Genomic DNA, 21,096 nt, shown 5'->3' on the forward strand with positions numbered 1-21,096 from the left:
TCAGTCCTCGGAGTCCAGCTCGGCCAGCACCGCGTCCGGCACGTCGGCGGCGGCGTAGACCTCCTGCACGTCGTCGCAGTCCTCGAGCGCGTCGATGAGGCGGAACAGCTTGCGCGCCCCCTCGGCGTCCAGCTCGATCGGGGTGATCGGCAGCATCTTCACGTCGGCGGAGTCGTAGTCGACGCCCGCCTCCTGCAGGGCGGTGCGCACCGGCACCATGTCCGACGGCTCGGTGGTCACCTCGAAGCCGGCCTCGCCCATGTCCGTGAGCTCCTCGGCGCCCGCCTCCAGGACGATCTCCATGAGCTCGTCCTCGGACTTCTCGCCGGCGGGCACCACGACCACGCCCTTGCGGTGGAAGTTGAAGGCCACCGAGCCGGAGTCGGCCATCTGGCCGCCGTTGCGGGTGAGCGCGGTGCGCACCTCCATGACGGCGCGGTTCTTGTTGTCGCTCAGGCACTCGATGATGAGGCCCACGCCGCCGGGGGCGTAGCCCTCGTAGGTCAGCGTCTGGTAGTCCGCGCCACCGCCCTCGGCACCGGAGCCGCGCTTCACCGCACGGTCGATGTTGTCATTGGGCACCGAGCTCTTCTTGGCCTTCTGGATGGCGTCGAACAGGGACGGGTTGCCCGCCGGGTCGCCGCCGCCGGTGCGGGCGGCCACCTCGATGTTCTTGATCAGCTTGGCGAAGAGCTTGGCACGCTTGGCGTCGATCGCCGCCTTCTTGTGCTTGGTCGTTGCCCACTTGGAGTGACCGGCCACGGTGCTCCCTCTGCTCGGTACGAAAGGTCTGGTTGCAGCGGGCCATCCTAACGACCCGTGGTGCGGCTGCCTCAGTCGCGGGCGGCGCGCACCATCTCCACGAAGTACTCGTGGACGCGGCGGTCGCCGGTGACCTCGGGGTGGAAGGAGGTGGCCAGCAGTGCGCCCTGGCGCACGGCCACCACCCGCTCGGCGGCCGCCGGCTCGGGGTGCTCGCCGTCCACCGGGTCGGTGCGCGGCACGCGGGCCAGGACCTCGACGCCCTCGCCCACCTCCTCGACCCACGGGGCCCGGATGAACACGGCGTGCACCGGCTCGGTGGTGCCCTCGCGCAGGGCGGGCACGGGCAGGTGGGTCTCGAAGGAGTCCACCTGGCGACCGAAGGCATTGCGCCGGACCGTCATGTCGATGCCGCCGAGCGTCTGCTGCTCGGGGTGCCCGTCGAGCACCCGGTCGGCCAGCATGATCATCCCCGCGCAGGAACCGTAGACCGGCATGCCCGCGGCGATGCGCTCGAGCAGCGGCTCGCGCAGCCCGAACAGGCGGGTGAGCTTGTCCATGACGGTGGACTCCCCGCCCGGGACGACCAGACCGTCCACCGCGGCGAGCTCCTGGGGACGGCGCACCGCGACGGTCCGCGCGCCGCTGGCCTCCAGCGCGTGCACGTGCTCGCGCACGTCGCCCTGGACGGCCAGCACGCCCACCAGCGGCGCTCCCCCGTCGTGGGACGAGGGAGCGCCGTGGGTGTGGTCGGTCGTGCTCACCAGCCGCGCTCGGCGAGGCGGTGGGGCTCGGCGATGCCCTCGACGTTGAGGCCCACCATCGCCTCGCCCAGACCGCGGGAGACCTCGGCGATCTTGGCCGGGTCGTCGTGGAAGGTGGTGGCCTGGACGATGGCCTTGGCGCGCTCGGCGGGGTTGCCGGACTTGAAGATGCCCGAGCCCACGAAGACGCCCTCGGCGCCCAGCTGCATCATCATCGCGGCGTCGGCCGGGGTGGCGATGCCGCCGGCGGTGAACAGCACGACCGGCAGCTTGCCGTTCTGCGCCACCTCCTTGACCAGCTCGTAGGGGGCCTGCAGCTCCTTGGCGGCCACGTACAGCTCGTCCTCGGCCAGCGTGGTGAGGCGGTTGATCTCGGCGCGGATGGTGCGCATGTGGGTGGTGGCGTTGGACACGTCGCCGGTGCCGGCCTCGCCCTTGGAGCGGATCATGGCCGCGCCCTCGGTGATGCGGCGCAGGGCCTCGCCCAGGTTGGTGGCGCCGCAGACGAAGGGCACGTCGAAGGCGAACTTGTCGATGTGGTTGGCGTAGTCGGCCGGGGTGAGCACCTCGGACTCGTCCACGTAGTCGACGCCGAGGGACTGCAGCACCTGCGCCTCGACGAAGTGGCCGATGCGGGCCTTGGCCATCACCGGGATCGACACCGCCTCGATGATGCCGTCGATGAGGTCCGGGTCGCTCATGCGCGCCACGCCGCCCTCGGTGCGGATGTCGGCCGGCACGCGCTCCAGAGCCATGACCGCCACGGCGCCGGCATCCTCGGCGATGCGGGCCTGCTCGGGGGTGACCACGTCCATGATCACGCCGCCCTTGAGCATCTCGGCCATGCCGCGCTTCACGCGGGCGGTGCCGGTGGTGGGGTTCTGCTCAGTCACGTCGGTGTGCCTTTCGCTGTGCTGGGGGGGGACGCCTCCGGGCGCGGAGGGCCGGTCCCTCAGTCTACGTCGCGCTCACCGTCGGCCGAGCGCAGGTGCGGGACGTCGTCCTCCACCTCCAGCGGCTCGGGGCGGCTCACCCCGCGCGAGAGCCCCAGGAGGCGCGCGGTGCGGCCGTCCACGATGTGACGGGTGGCCCGCACCTCCTCGTTGTGGTGCAGCCGCTGGGCGTGCACCCGCTCCGACGCGCGGGCGAGGGCCTGCTTGGCGGCCAGGCGCTGCGGTCCGAGCTCCCCGCCGCTGGCGCCCCCGCTGCCGTGGCGCTGGTGGAAGGCACGACGCAGGGCCTCGGTGAGGTGCTCCTCGGCCTCGAGCCGGTCGGGGCCCATGACCTCGCCGGGGCCGGCGGCGTCGCAGGCGTCCAGCACGTCGCCCACGGTGCGCAGCACGATGACCGCGCTGGCCGGGTCAAGGCAGCCGATGCTGGCGAACTCGCGGGCGGCCAGGGCGCGGCGCATCAGGGCCGCGTCCAGCGCGGCCCGCGAGGCCTCGATGCGGGCGTGGGCCTCCCGTGCCCGGCCTGCCGCCCGGGCACGCCAGAGCAGCACCGCCCCCACGGCGAGCACCAGCAGGGCCACCAGGGTGCCTGCGCCGACCGCCCGCACCAGGGCCGTCGGGTCCAGATCTCGAGCGGTCACGCCCGGACCACCTCCTCGTAGACGTGCATGACCTCGCGTCCCACCACCTGCCAGTCGAAGCGGGCGGCCCGTTCCACCGAGGCCCGGCGCATCCGTGCGCGCAGGCCGGGGTCGAGCACCACCTCCTCGAGGACCCGGGCCAGGTCGTCGGCGTCACCGGCGCGGAAGTGCAGGCCCGCCCCGTCGAGCACCGACCGGTAGGCCGGCAGGTCGCTGGCCACCACCGGCGCCCCGGCGGCCATGGCCTCCACGAGCGTCACTCCGAAGTTCTCCCCCTGCACCTGGGGCGCCACCATGAGCGACACGCTCCGCATCAGGGACGCCTTGTCGGCCTCGCTGAGCTCCCCCAGCCACACCAGCGAGGTGCGCAGGTGGGGGAACTCCTGGTCCACCACCCGGCGGGCGGCGGGCTGCCCGGGACCGGCCACGAAGACGCGCGCCCCCGGGGTGCGCTGCACGATGCCCGGGAGGGCCTCCAGCAGGGTCCGCAGGCCCTTGCGGTGCTCGCTGGACCGACCGATGAACGCGATGGTGGGGCGCCCCGGCCCCTCGGACCACGGCGCCCGGGGTGGCGGGTCGGTGAAGCGGGAGACGCGTACCCCGGTGGGGATGACGCGGGGCTCCACCCCGAGGCACTCGCGCACGGACCGCCGGGTGGGGCGCGAGACGGCGATGGAAGCCGCCACCGGGCGCAGCACCTGCTGGGTCAGCGGCAGCACCTGGCGCAGGGAGTGCCCCGGCTTGAAGGCGCTGTGGTGGGTGGCCACCATCGGCAGGCGGTCGCGCACCACGTCGGCCGCGGTCAGGGAGAGGCTCGGCGCCATGGGCTCGTGGAGGTGCACAAGGTCCGGGGCCACGTCCCGCACCCAGTCACCCACCGCGCGGCGTGCACCGCGGCCGGTGGTCACGTGCGAGGCCGACCAGGCGTAGGGCACGGCCAGCGCCCCGGGCACCACGGTCAGGCCCACCGAGGGCGGGAGGCCCCAGGTGCCGGCCGCGAGCGGGGACAGCGGGGCGTCCTCCTCGGCCCGGCAGGCGCGGCGCAGGGCCGCCCCGGACCCGGCCACGGGGGCGAGCACGCTCACGCGGTGGCCGGCTGCGTCCAGGGTGGAGGCCAGGTCCCGCACGTGGGCCTGCACACCACCGGGCATGTCCACCGGGTAGGGGCACACCAGTCCGATGTGGCGCCTCACACCAGCTCCCGCCGGGCGGTGGCCACTCGGTGCGCGACAGTGAGCAGGCTGGCGGCCAGGAGCACCCCCATCGAGAGGGTGAGGAGGACGACCGGCAGGCCCAGGCCCACCAGCCCCGTGGTCACCAGCACGAGCAGCAGCCGCTCGGCCCGCTCGGCCGGGCCCCCGTCAGCACGGACGCCCAGCCCCTCGGCACGGGCCCGCGCGTAGCTGACGAGGAAGCCGGCCACCAGCGAACCGAGCGTCAGGGCGCCCAGCACCCCGGCGTGGTCGGCCGGGAGCACGGGGTCGCTGCCGGTGCCCGCCACCCGCAGGGCCCACCAGGCGATGCCGAGCAGTACCGCGGCGTCCCCGACCCGGTCGCAGGTGGAGTCGAGGAAGGCCCCCCACGGCCGGGAGCGCTCCTGCTGGCGGGCCATCGCGCCGTCCAGCAGGTCGGAGAGCACGAAGAGCGTCACCACGAGGGTCCCGGCGAGGAACTGCCCGCGGGGGAAGAACCACAGGGACGCCACCACGACGCCCAGCAGGCCACCCACGGTCACCGCGTCGGGCCCCAGGCCGGCGCGCAGGAGCGCTCGGGCGAGGGGGTCCACGACGCGCGCGAGGGCGGGGCGGGCATGACGGCTCAACATGGCGCTCAGAGCCTAGTCCGCCGCCGCGGCACGCCGGTCGGCGCGTCCCCGGGACGGCCCCGGGCCCATTCCCCTCGACAGGAAATCACGGCCGCGAGGTCCTAGAGTCGGTGCAAGCGCCCTCCGACTGCCCACTCGGGCAGTCACCTTCCCCCTCCGAGGGCACTGACGAAAGGAGTCCCTCATGTGGACCATCATCGCGTGGATCGTCGTCGGCGGTGTCGCCGGCTGGATCGCCAGCAAGATCATGGGCACGGACGCCTCCATGGGCATCCCGGCCAACGTCATCACCGGTGTCGTGGGTGCAGGCCTGTTCGGCTTCCTCTGGAACATCCTGTTCGCTGACGGCAACTTCATGGACGACCCGTTCAGCATCCCGAGCTTCCTGGCCTCCATCGTGGGTGCCTGCCTGCTGCTGTTCATCGTGGGCAAGCTCACGCACCGTCGCTGAGCCGGTCACCCACTCGCGTGGGCCCCGTCGGACACGGTCCGGCGGGGCCCACGCACGTCCCGGGCACCTCTCAGACGTGCCGCGCGCCCGTCACGCGGCGTGGTCGTCCCAGGCGGCAGACAGCTTGGCGCGGGTGTCCTCGAGCAGCTCGGGCAGGGCACGCGTCCGGGCCACCACGGGGAAGAAGTTGGAGTCCCCCGACCAGCGCGGCACCACGTGCTGGTGGAGGTGCTCGGCCACCCCGGCTCCGGCCACGGACCCCTGGTTCATGCCGAGGTTGAAGCCGTGGCACCCCGAGGCCGCGCGCAGCGTGCGCATGGCCTGCTGCGTCATCGCGCTGAACTCCGCCAGGGCCTCGTCGGCGATGTCGAGGTACTCCGGCACGTGCGCGTAGGGGCACACGAGCAGGTGGCCGGGGTTGTACGGGAAGAGGTTGAGGGCCACGAAGCAGTGCGTCCCGCGGGCCACCACCAGGCCACTGGCGTCGTCCTTGCGCGGGGCCTCGCAGAAGGGACACCCCCGGGGCTCGCCTCCCCGCGCGGGATTGGCCTCCAGGTAGGCCATCCGGTGGGGCACCCACAGGCGCTGGAAGCCGTCCTGCACACCGGGCAGGTCGGCGCTCGACTCGGACGGGTCGGTCGTCATGGGTGGAGGCTACCGACGCCACTCCAGCCCGTGGGTGGAGACGCGCCCTCCCCCCATGGGTTGACCTTCCCGGAGAGCATGCCCTACGTTGTCCACGCCCCCGATCCCTTGCGGGGGTGACGACGTCGCGCTGAGTCCCGCCACGACGCCGTTGATGTCCGACGAAAGTCGATGGCGGGAACGGGGTACCCACAACTGACGGCCTCCAGCCGTCTCGGGGTGAAGCCAGGTGTCCCCCTGGCCGGTTTCACAGGAGCCGAACCCGACAGGTCATACTCCGCAAGCGATCCTGAGATCCCTCATGTCTGCAACGACCTTCGAGATGCCTGCCGTCGCGACCCGTCGCTCCGTGCTCACCGGGACGGCTGCGGCCGCCGTCGGTGCGGCCGCCGTGACCGTCGGCGGTGCCACGGGCGCCAGCGCCCTGACCCGTTCCTCGCGCCGCAACATCTACCGCACCGCCCGCACCCAGGAGGGCAAGCCGTACGTGTACGGCGCCAACGGCCCCTCCGCCTACGACTGCTCCGGCCTCGTGCAGTGGGCGTACAAGCGCCACGGCATCACCCTGCCGCGCTCCGCCGCCACCCAGTACCGTCGCGCCAAGGCCATCTCGCGCCGCAACGCGACGCTCGGCGACATGCTGTTCGTCGGCAACTACAACCACGCCTCGCACGTGGGTTTCTACGTGCCGTGGAACGGCCGCAACTACATCTTCCACGCCCCGCGTCCGGGCCGTCGCGTCGTCTGCGACCGCATCTGGACCTGGCGCTACACCACCCGCCGCTTCTACTGAGCAGCGGGACCTCGTCACCGACGAGGACGTGACATCGGGAAGGCCCCCCCCGGACGGTGGGGGCCTTCTCACGTCAGGGGGCACGCAGCGGCAGGCGCCCGCCGGGTCCTGCGCCGGCGGGCGCCCCGCGCTCAGGCCTGGGCGCGCGTGCCGATCGCCTCGCGGATGCGGGCGATGGCCTCGGCCACCGGCACCCCGTTCTCCTGCGAGCCGTCACGGAAGCGGAAGGACACCGCCCCGGCGTCCCGGTCCTCCCCACCGGCGATGAGGGTGAAGGGCACCTTGGACGTGCTCGCGTTGCGGATCTTCTTGGGGAAGCGGTCGTCGCTGTCGTCGAGCTCCGTGCGGATGCCCTGCGCCTTCATCTGGTCGAGGACCTCCCGCAGGTAGGGGGTGAACTCGTCGGCCACCGGCACACCGAGCACCTGGGTGGGCGCCAGCCACACCGGGAACTGCCCGGCGTAGTGCTCGATGAGCACGCCGATGAAGCGCTCGATGGAACCGAACTTGGCCGAGTGGATCATCACCGGGCGCTCCCGGCCGCCGTCGGCCGAGGAGTACTCCAGACCGAAGCGCTCCGGCTGGTTGAAGTCGTACTGGATGGTCGACATCTGCCAGGTGCGGCCGATGGCGTCGCGCGCCTGCACGGAGATCTTCGGGCCGTAGTACGCGGCACCGCCCGGGTCCGGCACGAGCTCGAGCCCGGTGGACTCGGCCACCTCGCGCAGCACGGAGGTGGCCTTCTCCCACTGCTCGTCGGTGCCGATGAACTTGTCCTTCTTGTCGCCCTCCTCGTCGCGCGTGGAGAGCTCCAGGTAGTAGTCGTCCAGCCCGAAGTCCCGCAGCAGGGAGAGCACGAAGTCCAGCAGGTGGCGGATCTCGCCGGGCGCCTGCTCCTCGGTGACGTAGGAGTGCGAGTCGTCCTGGGTGATCATCCGCACGCGCGTGAGGCCCTGCAGCACACCGGACTTCTCGTTGCGGTACACCGTGCCGAACTCGAAGAAGCGCAGCGGCAGGTCACGGTAGGAGCGCTGCTCGCTGCGGTAGATGAGGTTGTGCATCGGGCAGTTCATGGCCTTGACGCGGTAGGCCTGCCCGTCGTCGTCGAGCTCCGGCATCATGCCGTCCGCGTAGTACGGCAGGTGCCCGGAGGTGTGGAAGAGCTGCTCCTTGGCCAGGTGGGGCGTGGTGACGTACTGGAACCCCTCCTCGATGTGGCGCTTGTAGACGTAGTCCTCCATCGCCTTGCGCAGGGCACCGCCCTTGGGGTGGAAGACCGGCAGGCCGGGGCCCACCTCCTCGGGGAAGCTGAAGAGCCCCATCTGCGCGCCGAGCTTGCGGTGGTCGCGGCGCTCGGCCTCGGCCAGGCGCTCCTGGTAGGCCTTGAGCTCGTCCTTGGACGGCCACGCCGTGCCGTAGACGCGCTGCAGCTGCGGGTTCTTCTCCGAGCCGCGCCAGTAGGCCGCCGCCGAGCGGGTGAGCGCGAAGCCGTTGCCGATGAGCTTGGTGCTGGGCAGGTGCGGCCCGCGGCACAGATCGCCCCAGGCCACGGAGCCGTCCCGCTTCACGTTGTCGTAGATGGTCAGCTGCGCGCCGCCCACCTCGGCCGAGGCGCCGTCGGCGGCCTCCTCGGCCGCCCCGCCCTTGAGACCCACCAGCTCGCACTTGTACGGCTCGGCGGCCAGCTCCTCGAGGGCGTCGGCGTCGCTGATCTCCCGGCGCACGAAGGTCTGGCCCTCCTTGACGATGCGCTGCATGGCCTTGGAGAGCTTCTTGAGGTCCTCGGGCGTGAACGGCTCGGCCACGTCGAAGTCGTAGTAGAAGCCGTCGGTGATGGGCGGTCCGATGCCGAGCTTGGCCTCGGGGAACTCCTGCTGCACCGCCTGGGCCAGCACGTGGGCCGTCGAGTGGCGCAGGATGTCCAGCCCGTCGGGCTCGCTGATGAGCACGGCCTCCACGACGTCGCCGTCAGCCACCTCGCGGTACAGGTCGCGCAGCTCGCCGTTGACGCGGGTGGCCACGACGGCGCGGTCCTCGCCGAACAGGTCGGTGCCAGTGGTCCCCGTCTCGGCCGTACGGGGTTCGCCGTTCACGGTCAGACTGATGGGGGCCATGACTGCTCCTGTCCGTGCAGCGCGTGCTGCATCTCGATGGGGTGTGGCGCGCGGGATTCCGCGCGCCCGCGCAGTCTACGTGCCGCAGCCCGCTCCCCCACCGGCGCGGCCACCGCCCCACGCCCCGCGCCCAGGGTCACCGCAGTCCTCCCCGGGGACGCGAACGCCCCCGGGTCCTGGTGGACTCCGGGGGCGGCAACGGGTGGGCGCAAAGGGACTCGAACCCCTGACCTCTCGCGTGTGAAGCGAACGCTCTAACCAACTGAGCTATGCGCCCGTACGCTTCGCCGTGTGACCGGCGCGGGGGCAGACAGTACCCCATCTCGGCGGAGGGTGCCAATTCCGCCTGCTGGCGGCCCGCCCGACCCCGGTCAGCGGGCCCAGACGGGCTCGCCCGGCAGGTGGCCCCAGCGCAGCAGGAGGCCCTCCCAGGAGGCCGGCAGCCCCGGCGGCGGGCCAATCAGCCACAGCACGCACCACACGATGACCGTGCACGTCACGGCGGTGAGGACGCCCAGCCCGATGCGGGCCGGCCACCCCCGCCGGGCCACCCAGTGCGTGAACCGCCCCAGCTGCAGGCGCCCCCAGTGGAGCAGCCGCGAGGCCGGGGGGAACTCGGTGGCCCACAGCAGCACCCCGAGGAAGACGATGGCCCACCCGGGGCCGGGGAAGGGAACGAGGATGAGCCCCAGGACCACCACGAACAGGCCCACGACCCCCACCAGCACCTTGTAGAACGGCCCGACGACCGGCATCGAGCGCAGCGCGTTGCGCCAGGCCCAGTCCCGCTCGTGCAGCGGCACGTGCTCCCCCGCGCCGGCGCCGGCGGACCCACCCGGGCCCGCCGGCGCCCTGTGGCTCGGCGTCACGGGTCGGGGGTGGCGGCGGCGTTCTCGCGGATGAGCGCCTGCAGGCGACGGGTGACCGGGCCCACCTCGAGGGTGCGGTCGAAGGAGACGCCGTACTGCTCGGACGGCGCCACGGGGGCGGCGAGGCCGGGGGCGGTGGGCAGGGGCGACTCGGTGATCTCCACGAGGCGCTCCACCGGCTGCACCGAGCGGATCGAGCTGGTGATGAAGACCTCCTCGGCGGTGGCGAGGTCGGCCATGGGCACCTGCTCCTCGCGCACCTCGATGCCGGCCTCCCGCGCCCACTCGATGACCAGGCCGCGGGTCACGCCGGCCAGCGGGCCGCGGTCCAGGCCGGGGGTGCGCAGCACGCCGTCGGTCACCACGAAGGTGTTGGAGCCGGTGCCCTCGCAGAGGTCGCCCTCGCTGGTGGCGAAGAGCGTCTCGGTGGCGCCCAGCTTCGAGCCCGCCAGCAGCATGACCGCGTTCTCGGCGTACGACGTGGTCTTGAGCCCGGTGACCGTGGAGTGCAGGTTGCGCCGCCACGGGCCCACGGCCACGGTGGTCGGGCCCTCCATGCCGGGGTCCGGCGCCAGCGCCACGATGTAGGTGGGCTCGGTGTCGTAGCGGCCGGACCCGAGCGGCCCGCGCCCGCCGGTGACGGTGTAGCGCAGGCGCTCCAGCGGCAGGGCCTCGCCGTGGGCCTCGCGGGAGGCGGCCAGCACGGCATCGATGCCGGCGTCCAGACGGGCCCGGTCCAGCGGGGCCAGCCCGATGCCGGCGAGCGAGCGGTCCATGCGGTCGTGGTGGCGGGTGCGGGCGAAGACCTGACCGTGGCGCACCTCGGCGGTCTCGAAGACCCCGTCCCCGACGGTGATGCCGTGGTCGAGGGCCAGCACGGCGGCGCGGTCGGCGGGCACGAGGGCGCCGTCGACCCAGACGATGGGCTGCGTGTCATTCATGGCCACATGCTAGGTGGGCGCCGTCACACCGGGCGCGGGGCGGCGCCCTACCCTGACCGGCATGAATGCTCTGCCGGACCCCGACGAGGTCGTCGCCGCCCTGCCCACCGACAGCCCCGCCTACTTCCAGCCCCTCGGTGGTGGTCGCTACCAGCCGACGATCCACGTGCAGGGTGCGTGGCGACCGTGGGAGCACCACCTGGCCCCCGTGGTCGGGCTGCTCACCCACGAGCTGCACGAGCACGAGAAGCGCGAGGACATGCAGCTCTCCCGCATCACGCTGGAGGCCTACGGGGTCATGCCGGCGATGCCCTCGACCATCGAGGTGCGCACGGTGCGGCCGGGGCGCACCATCGAGCTGCTCGAGGCGACCATGACCATCGCCGACCGCGTGGTGGTGCGGGCCCACGCCTGGCGCATCGCCGTCGTGGACACCGCCGCCGTGGCCGGGCAGGAGGTCGAGCAGCTCCCGGCGCCGGACACGCTGCCCGACTGGGAGGGCATGAACGTGTGGAGCGGCGGGTTCATCGACTCGCTCACCTTCAAGGAGGTGCCGGGCCACGGCCCCGGGCGCGGGCGCGCGTGGCTGCACACCGACCACCCCCTGGTGGAGGGCGTGGAGGTCTCCCCCGTGGCCGCGGCCATGGCGCTCTCGGACACGGCCAACGGCATCGGCCCGCGACAGAGCCCGGCGGAGTGGATGTTCCCGAACGTGGAGATCTCCATCCACGTGTGGCGCCAGCCCCAGCGCGGCTGGGTGGGGCTCGACGGGCAGGTGATGTGGGGGCCGACCGGCGCCGGCCTGACCTCCACCTGGATGCACGACGAGCAGGGGGCCTTCGCCCGCATCGAGCAGTCGCTGACCGTGCGCCCGATGCCGGAGAACCTCTGAGGCACGCGCTGTCCGGGTGGGGATTCCGCACCGTGGTGCGGAATCCCCACCCGGACACGCCCCGACTTGGCACTCGGGCCGAAGTTGGTTATTGTTTCCCAGCGCCGCAGGGCCCCCGGACGTCACAGACGCCGAGGACACAGCGCGCAGGCGGACATAGCTCAGTTGGTAGAGCGCAACCTTGCCAAGGTTGAGGTCGCCGGTTCGAGCCCGGTTGTCCGCTCTGAGGTCTCCGACCTCCCTGAGGTCTCGCACCTCACGGTGGAGTGGCCGAGAGGCGAGGCAGCGGCCTGCAAAGCCGTATACACGGGTTCGAATCCCGTCTCCACCTCGAGGCGACGGGAAATCCGTTGCCACCTTGTCGGTCACTGATCGACTCGGGCGATTGGCGCAGTGGTAGCGCGCTTCCTTGACACGGAAGAGGTCACTGGTTCAAACCCAGTATCGCCCACCAGCACGAGCCGCACGGCTGGTGCAGGCGGACATAGCTCAGTTGGTAGAGCGCAACCTTGCCAAGGTTGAGGTCGCCGGTTCGAGCCCGGTTGTCCGCTCCATCGAGAAGGGCCCGCACCCACCAGGGTGCGGGCCCTTCCGCATGTCCACGTTCCGGGAGCGTGCGGTGCAGGTGGGAGCCGGTTCCGGGTCGGCCCGGCATCGCAGTGGAGCCGAGCGCCCGCACGCCGGGAAGCCCGCTCCACCTCGCGGGGGTCAGCACCCCTCCCCTCCCCCTCAGCTGCCGGCGGCGCAGCGACGGCAGCGTCCGGACAGGGCCAGGTGCGAGGGGTCCAGTAGGAAGCCCTCCCGGCCGAGCTGCTCCTCTGCCCCGCCCAGGAGGGACCGCGGCGCCGTGACGAGGCGCTGGCACTCCACGCAGAACAGGTGGACGTGGTCCTCGGCGTCGGGGGCGCTCAGGTGGTAGCGCGTGGGCGTGTGCCCGGTGTGCACGTGACAGACGACGCCGACCTCCACGCCGACCTGCAGGGTGCGGTAGAGCGTGGCGCGCGTGGCCCCGGCGGCCGGGTCGAGACGTTCGAGCATCTCGTCGGCCGTGGGGAGGTCCGCCACCGCCGCGAGGAGGGCGAGCACCTCACGGCGAGGCTTGGTGACGCGCACGCCCTGCGCGCGCAGGGCGTCCTCGGCGTGCTGCAGCACTACGGGATCGGGGGTCATGGCACCAGTCTGCGCCACCCCCCTGCCCGTCCCGCGGGCGACGTGGCACACTCTCTTCCTGAGACACTGTCTCACCTGACGAACCACCGACGAGGAGGCTGCGATGGACCAGTACACCCTGCCCGACATGCCGTACGACTACGGCGAACTGGCCCCGCACATCAACGCCGAGATCATGGAGCTGCACCACTCCAAGCACCACAAGGCGTACGTGGACGGCGCCAACACGGCCATGGACAAGCTGTCCGAGTCCCGCGTGCAGCGCGACTTCTCCACGGTGAACATGCTGGAGAAGAACCTCGCCTTCAACCTGGGTGGCCACCTCAACCACACGGTGTTCTGGAACAACATGTCCCCCGATGGCGGCGGCGAACCCGAGGGCGCCCTGAAGACCGCCCTGGACACCCACTTTGGTGGCTTCGACGCCTTCCGCGAGCAGTTCACCGCCAGCGCCCTGGGCATCCAGGGATCGGGCTGGTCGATCCTCGCCTGGGACACCCTCGGCCAGCGCCCCTACATCTGCCAGCTGTATGACCACCAGGGCAACCTGCCGGCCGGCCAGGTGCCGCTGCTCATGATCGACATGTGGGAGCACGCGTTCTACCTGCAGTACCGCAACGTCAAGCCCGACTACGTCAAGGCGTGGTGGGAGGTCGTGAACTGGCAGGACGTCGCGGCGCGGTTCGAGGGGGCCAGCCGCACCCAGGGGCTCATCACGCCCTGACACAGACCACCGACGGCGTCGTCACTGTAGCGGGAGAGGCGCCGTCGGCCCGGGAACGGGAGGAGATCGCACGACGGTCTCCTCCCGTTCTGTGTGCCCGGGGCGTCAGGTGCCGCAGAAGGTGACGTGCGGGGGCGCGCCGGGCGGGGCGGGCCGCTCCAGGTCCTCCAGGCCCGGGCGGCGTGCGAAGGGCTCCCGCAACGCGGCGGTGAGCCGCTCCACGGGCGCGAGGTCGCCGTCGGCGGCCGCGGCCAGGGCCTCCTCCACCACGTGGTTGCGGGGCACGTACACGGGGTTGGCCGCACGGAGGCGGGCGGCACGGTCGGTCTCCCCCGCGGCCTCGGCCTCGTCGGCCAGGGACGCGAACGCTCCCGTGTGGTCCGCCCGCTCGGCGGTCAGGCGGTCCAGGAACTCCCCCACCGCCTGGGCGTCCGGCTCCGGCAGGCCGAGCTTGGCGGAGAACACCGCGGTGTGGGCGCGGCGGTAGGTGTCCGCGAAGCCCACCACGACCTCGGTGGCCCGCTCCACGGCACGGTCGGGATCGGCGTCCACCAGCGGCAGCAGCGCCTCGGCCAGGCGGGCCAGGTTCCACTGCGCCACGGCCGGCTGGTTGGCGTAGGCGTAGCGCCCCTGGTGGTCGATGCTGCTGAACACCGCCTGCGGGTCGTGGGCCTCGAGCATCGCGACGGGGCCGTAGTCGATCGTCTCGCCCGAGAGGGTCATGTTGTCGGTGTTCATCACCCCGTGGACGAGGCCCACGCCCATCCAGTGGGCCACGAGGTCGGCCTGGGCGTCGGCCACGGCCCGCAGCAGCGTGAGGCCGTCCGGCTCCCCCGCCGCCCGGGCCGCGTCCCGCGCAGCCGGGTGGTGGCGGTCCAGCGCGTGGGAGACGAGGCGCTCGAGCACGTCACGGTCGTGGGAGGCCGCCGCGTGCTGCACCGTGCCCACCCGCAGGTGGCTGGCCGCCACGCGCACCAGGATCGCCCCGGGGAGCAGGGTCTCGCGCTGCACCCGCTCGCCCGTACCCACCACCGCCAGGGAGCGCGTGGTCGGGATTCCCACCGCGTGCGCGAAGGTGGAGAACAGGTGCTCGCGAAGCATCGGGCCCACGGCCGCCCTCCCGTCTCCCCCGCGGGCGAAGGGGGTGCGCCCCGAGCCCTTGAGGTGGAGGTCCCAGCGGCGCCCGGCCGGGTCCACCAGCTCACCGAGCAGCAGGGCCCGCCCGTCGCCCAGCAGCGGCGAGAACCCGCCGAACTGGTGGCCGGCGTAGGCCTGGGCGACGGTGGGCGGCGCCTCGGGCAGCGCCGAGACGTCCCCGCAGAGAAAACGCAACCCCTCGGGTGAGCGGAGCCACCCGGCATCGAGGCCGAGGGAGGCTGCCAGCTGCTCGTCGAGGGCGAGCAGGGCCGGTTCGGGGACGGGCGCGGCCGCCCACGGGAGCGAGAGCTCCGGGACGGCCGCGGCGTACCCCTGCTCCAGGCGGGGGCGGGTGGTCATGCTCAGTCCAGCATCGTGAAGTCGGCGGTGGCCGGGTCCGGGAACATGCGCTCGGGCGTGTCCTGGGCGGTGAGGTCGGTCATCTCCTCCTCGGAGAGCTCGAAGCCGAACAGGTCGATGTTGCTCGCGATGCGCTCCGGGGTGACCGACTTGGGGATCACCACGCGGCCGGACTGCAGGTGCCAGCGCAGCACCACCTGGGCCGGCGTGACGCCCTTGGCCTCGGCGATGCGGGTGACGGCCGGCAGCTCGAGGTCGGCACCCTGACCGATGGGGGCGTAGGCCTCGACGGCCAGTCCCTTCTCGAGGCTGGCCTGCTGGGTCTCGGGCTGCTGGAAGCTGGGGTGCAACTCCACCTGGTTGACCGCCGGCACCACCTCGGCCACCTCGAGCACCGAGTGCAGGTGCTCGGGCAGGAAGTTGGACACGCCGATGGCGCGGGCGCCGCCCTCGCGGTAGATGCCCTCGAGCTCGGTCCACGCCTCGCGGTAGGTGCCCAGCCCCGGGGCCGGCCAGTGCACCAGGTAGAGGTCCACGTGGCCCAGGCCCAGCTTGCGCAGGGACTCCTCGAACGCCGGGTGCACGAGATCCTTGCGCTGCTCGCCGTTGCGGAGCTTGGTGGTCACGAAGAGCTCGTCGCGGGCGATGCCGGAGGCCGCGATGGCCGCGCCCACGCCCTCCTCGTTGCCGTACACCGCGGCGGTGTCGATGTGGCGGTACCCGGCCTCCAGAGCGGCCTCGACGGCGCGCTGGGCACCCTTGGGGTCGACCTTGAAGGTGCCGAACCCGACCTGCGGGATCTCGACGCCGTTGTTGAGTGTCAGGGTGGGGACGTCAGTGGGGTTCACCATCGGGGTCAGGATCCCTTCTTCGTCGACCTCGTGGACTTCTTGGTGCTCTTGGCCTTCTTCGGCTTCTCGGCCTTCGCGGCCTTCTTGTCGCCGGACTTCTTGGCCTTCTTGGCCGGCTTCTCGGCTGGCTTGTCGCCGGCCTTCGCGGCCTTCTTGGCCTTCTTCGGCTTCTCGGCCTTCGCGGCCTTCTTGTCACCGGACTTCTTGGCCTTCTTGGGCTCGTCCTCCTTCTTCGCCGGGGCCGGACGGGCCATGGCCACCTCGGTCACTCCCGGGGCGTCCGCGCTGCCGAAGGGCAGCGTCTCGGACTGGGCGCCCCGGTCCGTGCCGGGAGCGGGTGCCTCCGACACCTCGGCGGCGTCCTGCTCAGCCCCCTCCTCGGGGGCCAGCCCCCGCTGGGAGCGCAGGCGGGCCGTGCTGGCCTCGACGTCGAAGTCCGCCTCCGGCCACTGGAGGTCCAGGCCACGCAGGTGCTCCAGCACCAGCTGCTGCACCGCCAGGCGGGCGTACCACTTGCGGTCGGCCGGCACCACGTACCAGGGCGCACCCTTGGTGGAGGTGCGCGTCAGCATCACCTGGTAGGCCTTCTGGTAGTCCGCCCAGTGATCCCGCTCGTCGAGGTCTCCGGGGTTGAACTTCCAGTGCTTGTCCGGGCGCTCGAGGCGGTCGAGCAGTCGCTCGGCCTGCTCCTCGGGCGAGACGTGCAGCATCACCTTCACCATGGTCACGCCCCGGGCGGCCAGCTGGCGCTCGAAGGCGTTGATGAGGGCGTAGCGCTTCTGCCACTCGGCCGGCGGCACGAGGTCGTGCACGCGGACCACGAGGACGTCCTCGTAGTGGGAGCGGTCGAACACACCGATCTCACCGGGCGCGGGGACCTGCTGGCGGATGCGCCACAGGAAGTCGTGCCGCAGCTCCTCGGCCGTGGGCTTCTTGAAGGACGCGATGCGGGTGCCCTGCGGGTCCATGGCCCCGATGACGTGGCGCATCACCCCGCCCTTGCCGGAGGTGTCCATGCCCTGCACCACCACGAGCAGGCGACGCTTGTCACCGCGGGTCCCGTTGGCCCACAGACGCTCCTGGAGCTCGTCCACCTCGGCGTCGGCGGCCATCATCGCCAGCTTGCCCTGCACCTTGTCGCCCTCGAAGGCCGGCGTCGAGCGGGGGTCCAGCTCGGACAGGCGGAAACCACGCTCCGCGCGCAGGGCGTCGCTGAACGGCGTGGCGCCGTCCTGGATCTGCCCGGCAGCCTTCGCCAGCTGCTTGTCGGAGGGTCCGGGGACCTCGTTCTTCTTCTTGGCCATGGGGCCAACTCTGCCATCCGGCGCCCCGGGAGGCGGGCGTAGGGCGCCGCTGCCGGGGCGCCGGGGCCGGCACCGGCGCCGGGTCAGGGCGCCTCGGGCGCGGGACGCGACTGCACGAAGCGGCGCACGAGCTGTTCCCAGCGCTGGGGGTCAGTGTTCCACTCCCGGCAGTGCATCCCGGCCGGCCACTCCGCGAGGGTCACCAGATCCGGCCGCATCGCCGCCAGCTCCCGGGAGGTGCCCACCGGCACCACCTCGTCGGCCACCGAGTGGACGATGAGCATGCGGTGCCGCAGCTCGGCGGCGCGGTCGAGCCAGTTCATCTGCGCCAGGTCGCGCGGCTCGGTGATGGCGAAGAGGAACCTGGCCTCGTGGCGCCCCATGAGGTGGCGGGCCAGCTGCTCCACCGCGGCCGGGACCTTGGCCCGCACCGCGGCGTGGGCCAGCACCTGGCCCCAGTCCACCACCGGGGCGTCGAGCACCACACACGTCACGCGGTCGGCGAAGCGGGAGCGCACCAGCGTTTGCAGCACGATCGCCCCGCCCATGGAGTAGCCCACCAGGGCCAGCTCGCGCGCCCCGTGGGCGACGGCGTACTCCAGCGCGGCCTCCACGTCACGCCACTCGGTGAGGCCGAGGTTGTACCGGCCGTCGGCGCTGCGCGGGGCCTCGCTGTCGTTGCGGTAGGCCGGCACCAGGCAGGCCCAGCCCTCCTCGCGGAAGGGGGCCACGGCACGGAAGCCCTCCTCACGCCGGGCGGCCCGGCCGTGCACGGTGACCATCCACCGGTCGTGCTGCAGCGCCGGACCGTCGGCCACGCCGTCGGGGAGCACCTGCCAGCAGGGGATCTCGCCGATGTCGGAGTGCAGCGACAGGTCGCGGGCGGGCAGGCCCAGGGCCTGCCGCGGGTCGCGCGGGAAGTAGTAGGGGTTGAGGCGCGCCGGGCCCGGCTCCGGGGCGGGGCCGTCCACGGCGTCGAGACGGCGCACCACGCGGCCGGACTCCTCGTGGTGCTCGACCACGTCGCTGAAGCGCAGGTGCCGGTCGCCGCCCGTGGTCCACAGGCCGTAGCGGCCGGGCTGCAGGGTGAGGCCGTTGGCGGCCAAGGTCACCGTGCGGGCGTGCAGGTCCACGGCGAGCAGCTCGCAGTCGTCCGGGTGCACCGCATCGGGGGTGAGCACCCGCCGACCGAAGTAGACCGCCGTCCCCACCACGGCGGCCCCGGTCAGCGCGGCGGCGCTGCCGACCACCCAGCCGGTCACCGCCCCGATGCGTCGCCACACGGCGGTCGTCAGAGCCATGCCGGGATCCTAGTTGTTCTCGGCCGTCAGGGTGGGGGCAGCCAGCAGGTGGGCGCGTCCGTCCGGCTCGCGGATCCCCTGCCCTGAGCAGCCACTCGCGTGCCCCCCATGTCAGCGCGTCGCGTCGGAGTACATCGGGCGGGGGCCGGTTCCCACCCACCAGCCCGCGCAGAGCAGGGTGACGGCGATAGAGGCTGCCGGCCACGACTCGACCGGCTCCAAGGGCCAGTGCAACAACCACTGCCCGGGGTACCCCAGCACCGTCGCGGCAGCTGCGACCAGCACACAGACAGCCGGTGCGTACGGGCCCCACCCGAGCCCCCGGCAGACCAGACCGATCCCCGTGTACCCCAGGAGGTCACGGCTGGCCACGACCAGGAGGGTCGACTCCGTCCCGACCACGGCGGCCACGACCCACACGGCGCAGGTCAGCACGAGGGCCCCCGCCAGCCCCATGCGTTCCCACGCGGCCACCCCACGAAGCGAGCGCACCTCGGGGATGCGATGGCGCGGCGCCACCATGCTCGCCACGATGCCCGCCGCCGCGAGGCTCGGCAGGAACTCCGCGTACTGGACGAGACCCGGGGCCAGGCGTGGGATCGGAAGGTCTCGGGAGCCCACCCACACCGTCGTGAGCAGTCCGGCCGCCCACAGGGCCGCGGAGGCTCCCGTGAGGCGCTGCCGAAGGAACCAGGAGACCGGGCCCCTCAACACGACTGCTCCGAGTGCTCCCGCAGCGTCTTCAGCTGTGCTGCGGGAGACTCCCCGAGGATGGCCCGAGCCCGTGGCGAGAGGTCCGGACGCTCTCCCAGCGCCTTCTCCCACCACTCCACGGCAGCTGCGTCCACGTCGGACGCGGAAGCCGAAGGTGCGGCATCGGGGGGAGCGGAAGCAGCGGTGGCCTGGCCGTCACCCTCCGGCAGGACCTGATCCGGACCGCACCGGGGTGCCTCGGCCACGGAGAACAGCAGGGTCCTGGCCCAGCTCTGGTGGTCGGCAGCGTCGAGGGGCAGGAGTCGCCCCTGTGAGTCCGGGTATTCGGTGAAGCGACGCGGGAAGGAGATACCGTTCTCCCCCGCGACGGCCGCGAGCCGCTCGACCTCGCCGGCGATCTCTGCGCGACGGTCCTCGTTCTCCGGCCAGAGGCAGAGTTCCACTGCTCGGTCGAGTCCGCCCGACGCCACAGCCTGACAACCAGCGACCGCGGGACGAAGGCGCAGACCATGTACAGGGCTGGTTCGAGCAGCCTGCCACCCCGCCAGAGCGGTCAACAGTGCCGCCAGAAGGAGAGCTGTCGAGACGACCGGTCGCTGGAGGGCCCACCACGCGGCCGCCAGCAGGAGCACCATGGCGGCCACGGTCAGGAGGTAGGCAGTCGAGGCACCCGCTGTGGGTTCCGTCTGGCTGACACAGCAGGCGACTGGAGGCGCCATCATGAGCCGAGCAGGGCCGTTCTCCATGGAGGCGAAGGCCCCCAGGGCGAGATAGGCGACCACGATGCTGGTGGGCAGGGCCACGTACAAGGGCAGGGTGCGCCCGGCCAGGGCTCCCCACGAGGCCGCGGCCAGCGGACTGAGAACCATGGCCGCGGCCAGCCACCCGGCGATGCCAGCCAGGTGGCCAGCCCGCAGCAGCTGGACCCAGGCACCCCCGAGCAGCACGACTGCTCCGACGCTCGCGACAGGCAGCACGGCGACCGCCCAGAGCGCCAGCTCCTTGAGGGGCGCGAGGCGCCTCCTGAAGACTTCACCCTCAACCAGACGAGCCGCGACGACGGTGGCCCCGGCGGCCACGACCGGCAGCACGAGCACCGACCCCCCGTGGGCGTCAAGGGCATTCGTGAGGGGATGGACCGTTTCCACCCCGACCATCCACAAGTGGTAGGCCAGCAGTCCCCCGGCGAGCAGGAGAACGAGCGGCCAGGCGGTCAGACGCATCAGCGTAGACGGTCTCAGCACACCCATTCCAACCCCCAGGCTCGCTGAACCCGCACTGAGAATGCGGCCTGCGGTGACAGGGTCTGGCCGTCCACGCGGACGAAGTCCGCCGGTGACCCATCGAACACCACCTGGCCGGCATCGAGCAGGGTGACGTGGTCGGCCTCGTCGGCCAGGTCCTCCACGAGATGCGTGGTGACGAGGACCGGGCGGTCGACGCGGTCCACCGCCTGATGGAAGAGGGCCCGCTGCAACGGGTCGAGACCCGCGGTGGGCTCGTCCAGGATGACCAGCTCACCAGGGGCGGCCAGTCCTTCGGCCAGCGCGAGGCGACGGGCCTCACCACCCGACAGCTGCATCACCGGTCGGTCACGTAACCCGCCGAGGTCGGTCAGGGCCAGTGCGCGGTCCACCTCACGCGGCAACGCCGCCCGGTCTCGCCCGGCCAACCAGGCCGAGTAGGCCACCTGCTCGGCCACGCGCAGGCCTCGGAAACGACCGGAGTACTGCGCGACGAAGGCCGCCTGACCCGAGCGGTGCACCCGTCCGGTGCTGGGCCTTCGCAGGCCAGCGAGCGTCTCGACGAGCGTGGTCTTCCGGCTCTTCGGAGTTGAGCGTGGGTGCTTGGGGGTAGGGGTCGAGGTCCCGGGCATGATCTGAGGACT

The 21,096-nt window shown here is 72.4% G+C and carries 22 protein-coding genes and 5 tRNA genes; 8 read left to right on the top strand and 19 right to left on the bottom strand.

What is annotated here, in order from left to right:
* From ACFFHC_RS08110 to pgsA, 6 genes are all read right to left on the bottom strand, one after another.
* The gene (locus ACFFHC_RS08110) at positions 1 to 762 is read right to left on the bottom strand and encodes a YebC/PmpR family DNA-binding transcriptional regulator (protein ID WP_070704225.1); all 762 of its coding nucleotides are present in this window, start codon (positions 760 to 762) and stop codon (positions 1 to 3) included.
* A 71-nt stretch (positions 763 to 833) separates the two neighbouring features.
* On the bottom strand, positions 834 to 1,526 hold the full coding sequence (gene pdxT, locus ACFFHC_RS08115; RefSeq protein WP_379804485.1) for a pyridoxal 5'-phosphate synthase glutaminase subunit PdxT: 693 nt from the start codon (positions 1,524 to 1,526) through the stop codon (positions 834 to 836).
* Positions 1,523 to 2,419, bottom strand: a complete 897-nt coding sequence (pdxS, locus tag ACFFHC_RS08120; RefSeq protein ID WP_070704230.1) for a pyridoxal 5'-phosphate synthase lyase subunit PdxS — start codon at positions 2,417 to 2,419, stop codon at positions 1,523 to 1,525. Before pdxS ends, pdxT begins: the two co-directional genes overlap by 4 nt.
* 59 nt (positions 2,420 to 2,478) lie before the next feature.
* Entirely contained in the window at positions 2,479 to 3,117 is a 639-nt protein-coding gene (locus ACFFHC_RS08125) for a hypothetical protein (RefSeq protein WP_379804488.1), read from the bottom strand.
* On the bottom strand, positions 3,114 to 4,310 hold the full coding sequence (locus ACFFHC_RS08130; RefSeq protein ID WP_141494616.1) for a glycosyltransferase family 4 protein: 1,197 nt from the start codon (positions 4,308 to 4,310) through the stop codon (positions 3,114 to 3,116). The genes ACFFHC_RS08125 and ACFFHC_RS08130 overlap by 4 nt, the downstream gene beginning before the upstream one ends.
* The gene (pgsA, locus tag ACFFHC_RS08135) at positions 4,307 to 4,942 is read right to left on the bottom strand and encodes a phosphatidylinositol phosphate synthase (RefSeq protein WP_141494615.1); all 636 of its coding nucleotides are present in this window, start codon (positions 4,940 to 4,942) and stop codon (positions 4,307 to 4,309) included. The genes ACFFHC_RS08130 and pgsA overlap by 4 nt, the downstream gene beginning before the upstream one ends.
* A 184-nt stretch (positions 4,943 to 5,126) precedes the next feature.
* Here pgsA and ACFFHC_RS08140 point away from each other — a divergent pair, with 184 nt between their 5' ends.
* Positions 5,127 to 5,393 carry a GlsB/YeaQ/YmgE family stress response membrane protein gene (locus ACFFHC_RS08140; protein WP_379804494.1) on the top strand — a complete coding sequence of 89 codons (267 nt, stop codon included), beginning with the start codon at positions 5,127 to 5,129 and terminating at the stop codon, positions 5,391 to 5,393.
* A gap of 90 nt (positions 5,394 to 5,483) precedes the next feature.
* On the opposite strand, the gene ACFFHC_RS08145 is transcribed toward ACFFHC_RS08140, so the two are convergent.
* Positions 5,484 to 6,038: an HIT family protein gene (locus ACFFHC_RS08145; protein ID WP_101848878.1), complete on the bottom strand. Its 555-nt coding sequence runs from the start codon at positions 6,036 to 6,038 to the stop codon at positions 5,484 to 5,486.
* 301 nt (positions 6,039 to 6,339) lie between these two features.
* On the opposite strand from ACFFHC_RS08145, the gene ACFFHC_RS08150 reads away from it, so the two are divergent.
* Complete coding sequence (locus ACFFHC_RS08150) at positions 6,340 to 6,831, top strand: C40 family peptidase (protein ID WP_379804498.1); 492 nt, start codon at positions 6,340 to 6,342, stop codon at positions 6,829 to 6,831.
* A 131-nt stretch (positions 6,832 to 6,962) separates the two neighbouring features.
* On the opposite strand, the gene thrS is transcribed toward ACFFHC_RS08150, so the two are convergent.
* From thrS to ACFFHC_RS08170, 4 genes are all read right to left on the bottom strand, one after another.
* On the bottom strand, positions 6,963 to 8,945 hold the full coding sequence (gene thrS / locus ACFFHC_RS08155) for a threonine--tRNA ligase (protein WP_379804501.1): 1,983 nt from the start codon (positions 8,943 to 8,945) through the stop codon (positions 6,963 to 6,965).
* Positions 8,946 to 9,148: 203 nt separating this feature from the next.
* Positions 9,149 to 9,222, bottom strand: a tRNA-Val gene (locus ACFFHC_RS08160).
* Positions 9,223 to 9,316: 94 nt separating this feature from the next.
* Positions 9,317 to 9,814: a TIGR02611 family protein gene (locus ACFFHC_RS08165; RefSeq protein WP_379804504.1), complete on the bottom strand. Its 498-nt coding sequence runs from the start codon at positions 9,812 to 9,814 to the stop codon at positions 9,317 to 9,319.
* Complete coding sequence (locus ACFFHC_RS08170) at positions 9,811 to 10,755, bottom strand: aminotransferase class IV (RefSeq protein WP_379804508.1); 945 nt, start codon at positions 10,753 to 10,755, stop codon at positions 9,811 to 9,813. The genes ACFFHC_RS08165 and ACFFHC_RS08170 overlap by 4 nt, the downstream gene beginning before the upstream one ends.
* A gap of 61 nt (positions 10,756 to 10,816) precedes the next feature.
* Here ACFFHC_RS08170 and ACFFHC_RS08175 point away from each other — a divergent pair, with 61 nt between their 5' ends.
* The 5 genes from ACFFHC_RS08175 (at position 10,817) to ACFFHC_RS08195 (ending at position 12,201) form a co-directional block, all read left to right on the top strand.
* The gene (locus ACFFHC_RS08175) at positions 10,817 to 11,647 is read left to right on the top strand and encodes a thioesterase family protein (protein ID WP_379804511.1); all 831 of its coding nucleotides are present in this window, start codon (positions 10,817 to 10,819) and stop codon (positions 11,645 to 11,647) included.
* Between the two features lie 150 nt (positions 11,648 to 11,797).
* Positions 11,798 to 11,870, top strand: a tRNA-Gly gene (locus ACFFHC_RS08180).
* 37 nt (positions 11,871 to 11,907) lie between these two features.
* Positions 11,908 to 11,978: transfer RNA gene (locus ACFFHC_RS08185), tRNA-Cys, on the top strand.
* A 48-nt stretch (positions 11,979 to 12,026) separates the two neighbouring features.
* Positions 12,027 to 12,101 (top strand) — tRNA-Val (locus tag ACFFHC_RS08190).
* A 24-nt stretch (positions 12,102 to 12,125) separates the two neighbouring features.
* A tRNA-Gly gene (locus tag ACFFHC_RS08195) sits at positions 12,126 to 12,201 on the top strand.
* A gap of 175 nt (positions 12,202 to 12,376) precedes the next feature.
* Here ACFFHC_RS08195 and ACFFHC_RS08200 read toward each other — a convergent pair.
* Positions 12,377 to 12,817 (bottom strand): Fur family transcriptional regulator, encoded by a 441-nt coding sequence (locus ACFFHC_RS08200; protein WP_379804514.1) that lies wholly within the window; start codon positions 12,815 to 12,817, stop codon positions 12,377 to 12,379.
* 103 nt (positions 12,818 to 12,920) lie between these two features.
* Between ACFFHC_RS08200 and ACFFHC_RS08205 the strand changes: the two genes are divergently transcribed.
* Entirely contained in the window at positions 12,921 to 13,541 is a 621-nt protein-coding gene (locus ACFFHC_RS08205) for a superoxide dismutase (RefSeq protein WP_379804517.1), read from the top strand.
* A gap of 105 nt (positions 13,542 to 13,646) precedes the next feature.
* On the opposite strand, the gene ACFFHC_RS08210 is transcribed toward ACFFHC_RS08205, so the two are convergent.
* The 7 genes from ACFFHC_RS08210 to ACFFHC_RS08240 form a co-directional block, all read right to left on the bottom strand.
* Positions 13,647 to 15,038, bottom strand: coding sequence for a protein adenylyltransferase SelO (locus tag ACFFHC_RS08210; protein WP_379804520.1), 1,392 nt, complete (start codon positions 15,036 to 15,038; stop codon positions 13,647 to 13,649).
* Between the two features lie 2 nt (positions 15,039 to 15,040).
* A complete protein-coding gene (locus ACFFHC_RS08215) occupies positions 15,041 to 15,889 on the bottom strand; it encodes an aldo/keto reductase (protein WP_379804523.1) in 849 nt (282 codons plus the stop codon).
* Between the two features lie 5 nt (positions 15,890 to 15,894).
* Positions 15,895 to 17,193, bottom strand: a complete 1,299-nt coding sequence (locus ACFFHC_RS08220; protein ID WP_379804527.1) for a polyphosphate kinase 2 family protein — start codon at positions 17,191 to 17,193, stop codon at positions 15,895 to 15,897.
* Between the two features lie 83 nt (positions 17,194 to 17,276).
* Positions 17,277 to 18,494 (bottom strand): alpha/beta hydrolase family protein, encoded by a 1,218-nt coding sequence (locus tag ACFFHC_RS08225; RefSeq protein ID WP_379804530.1) that lies wholly within the window; start codon positions 18,492 to 18,494, stop codon positions 17,277 to 17,279.
* 111 nt (positions 18,495 to 18,605) lie between these two features.
* The gene (locus tag ACFFHC_RS08230) at positions 18,606 to 19,208 is read right to left on the bottom strand and encodes a hypothetical protein (protein WP_070705689.1); all 603 of its coding nucleotides are present in this window, start codon (positions 19,206 to 19,208) and stop codon (positions 18,606 to 18,608) included.
* Complete coding sequence (locus tag ACFFHC_RS08235) at positions 19,202 to 20,431, bottom strand: hypothetical protein (RefSeq protein ID WP_141494823.1); 1,230 nt, start codon at positions 20,429 to 20,431, stop codon at positions 19,202 to 19,204. The genes ACFFHC_RS08230 and ACFFHC_RS08235 overlap by 7 nt, the downstream gene beginning before the upstream one ends.
* Before the next feature lie 14 nt (positions 20,432 to 20,445).
* Positions 20,446 to 21,084: an ATP-binding cassette domain-containing protein gene (locus ACFFHC_RS08240; RefSeq protein WP_379804554.1), complete on the bottom strand. Its 639-nt coding sequence runs from the start codon at positions 21,082 to 21,084 to the stop codon at positions 20,446 to 20,448.
* Positions 21,085 to 21,096 lie beyond the last annotated feature (12 nt).

This window comes from Kytococcus schroeteri (assembly GCF_042433515.1).
GTDB lineage: Bacteria > Actinomycetota > Actinomycetes > Actinomycetales > Dermatophilaceae > Kytococcus > Kytococcus schroeteri.